Genomic DNA, 2192 nt, shown 5'->3' with positions numbered 1-2192 from the left:
TTGTTTCCTTTTTTTGTAGAATACAGCTAGAAGTTCACACGCAGTATAATCAGTCAGACAAAAAACATATTTTTCATATAAGAACGAAGGAGGACTCGAAATCATGACCATCAAACCGTTGGCAGATAGAGTGCTTATATTGCCTGCTCCTGCCGAAGAAAAAACCGCTGAATCCGCTCCTGCCGAAAACACTAACCCGGGCGAAGTCGCTGACGCCGCCGGTAACGCTCTCGGCATGCTCAAGGCCAGCATGAACGAAGGCACGTCTGAAGCCCAAATGGAAGTCAAGTACAATGGCGAAGTGGAATTTGATGCTTACACAGGCAATGTCTGGGCAGAAGATGACCTGAACCATTCCTACGCTTCTACCTTTGACCTGAATTTTGAAGTCAAGTTCAACGAAAAGTGGTCTGCATTCGTGGGCCTCGAAGCCGACGGCGAAACGACTGATCCGGCCGCCATTTACAATGGTGCCTACGTTCAGTACCAGCCGGCTGATTTCTTCGCGGTTAAGCTGGGCGACCTGACCTTCTCGGAAGGCGCGTTCAATGCTTACTACGGCTACGATGATCCTGCCGACAATGCTGCGGGCATGAAGGAACACGATATTCGCGGTCTTGAAATTGACTTGGCAGGCCTTGTGCTCGGCTTTGGCTTCGGTCGTGGTGATAACGACTTTGCCGATGACGATGGCGCGAAGGTCTACGATGTTCACGCAGCTTACGAATTCGACTATGCCGGTCAGCACCTGCGTCCGTTCTTTGACTACAAGAGCTTCCAGACTGCACAGCACAATGAACTCCATGCCGGTGTTGAGGCGGGCCTGAATATCGGTGGCTTTGGTTTCAGGGCTGTGTACGGCTTCCATGCTGATTACCTGGGTGACGACGGCGATGTCGTTGATGGTCAGGACTGGACTTCTACCGCTCACGCTTTCTTGGTCGAGCCGACTTTCGAAGTGGGCATGTTCGATATCAAGACGACCGCTTTCTATGCCATCGTCGATAGGGGCGATGCCGCCGAAGATGCAAGCGACCTTGACAACGGCGAAATTCCGGAATACTTCTTCGTGTATGCCGAACCCGCCTTCAAGCTTGCTGAATTCATCAAGCTCGGCATTCCTGTAGAATACCACACTAATACCATGGATGATGACGATGATTCCGCCGCTACATTCGATGTCGGTGCCCGCGCCTACATTACGCCGGTGGAAAACCTCGAAATCATGGCCTTCGGCATGGTGGACATTCCCGTGCAGGATAACGAGGACGATACTGCGCTGCGCTTCGGTCTCGAAACCGTATTCAGTTTCTAATTACTTCATAGAATGCTCAAAAAGGGGCTGCGGCAATTGCCGTGGCCCTTTTTTGCTTAACAAGCGCCTTAGTACCTAGGCAAGAAAAATCCCTTGATGCATTTCTTGTTGCGAACGTAAACTTCGCAACCATGGAAACCTATGTATAGATTAGGACGATCCAGATAGATATCGTCCATAAAACCTACCCTTTAGGTGTTTGAGCTTCAATGCACTTACGGTAAAAGGCGGTCATTTTACCGGTCTTTGTGACAATGCCAGCTCGGTGAAGACGGGCGATAGTAGCCTCTCTGGAATGGTCCATCGTCTTGATAGCGTGCAAGGTGTCTTGCGTTCATGGCGATAGAGGTATGTGCAAAAAATGCACATACCACTTTTTTCGTTAATCCATAATCATTTTGTCATCCCCGGCTTTGAATTGTCAAGTATTCCTTGACAGTTCAACTACTCGAAAAATTTGATGCGTTGGAAATCTCACTTTTTTGAACTAGTTCTAAAATGGAACTAGTTGATATTATTTCAAAAATCCGTATTGATAGACTTGAGGGCGAAGTTTTTCGGACAGGGTTTTGTAGGCAGATTCGAAGGCGGCAAAGCTAACGGGAACAGAGTTGCCGGATTCGTTTTGTGCTTTCAGGGCTTGGCGGATCTGATACCAGCCGACATCGGGTCGGTTGAGTTTTAATTCTTCGCGAATTTTATGGTTGAATGATTGCTTGAAATAAACTGCCCAAATTTTCTTGCCTTCGTCTAGGACAGCCTGGGCTTCGGCACTGAAAATTTTACCATCCATGTATTGAACCATGAAATCACTTTCGAAACGATCACCTGCGCCGACATCTTCTTCGGTGAAGGGGATAAAGTGATTGACAATGTT

Annotated in this window: 2 protein-coding genes and 1 pseudogene; 2 read left to right on the top strand and 1 reads right to left on the bottom strand. The window is 48.2% G+C overall.

Annotated features, from left to right (window positions below; translation table 11 throughout):
* The first annotated feature begins 103 nt into the window (after positions 1-103).
* Positions 104-1315 carry a hypothetical protein gene (locus tag Q0628_RS06995; RefSeq protein WP_298769495.1) on the top strand — a complete coding sequence of 404 codons (1212 nt, stop codon included), beginning with the start codon at positions 104-106 and terminating at the stop codon, positions 1313-1315.
* 199 nt (positions 1316-1514) lie between these two features.
* The gene (locus Q0628_RS06990) at positions 1515-1661 is read left to right on the top strand and encodes a hypothetical protein (RefSeq protein WP_298769493.1); all 147 of its coding nucleotides are present in this window, start codon (positions 1515-1517) and stop codon (positions 1659-1661) included.
* 168 nt (positions 1662-1829) lie between these two features.
* On the opposite strand, the pseudogene Q0628_RS06985 reads toward Q0628_RS06990, so the two are convergent.
* Positions 1830-2192 (bottom strand): annotated as a pseudogene (locus tag Q0628_RS06985) (hypothetical protein); the annotation flags it as partial.

It is taken from the genome of uncultured Fibrobacter sp. (genome assembly GCF_937877005.1).
Classification (GTDB): Bacteria; Fibrobacterota; Fibrobacteria; order Fibrobacterales; family Fibrobacteraceae; genus Fibrobacter.
This window is presented reverse-complemented; position numbering and strand designations above follow the sequence as displayed.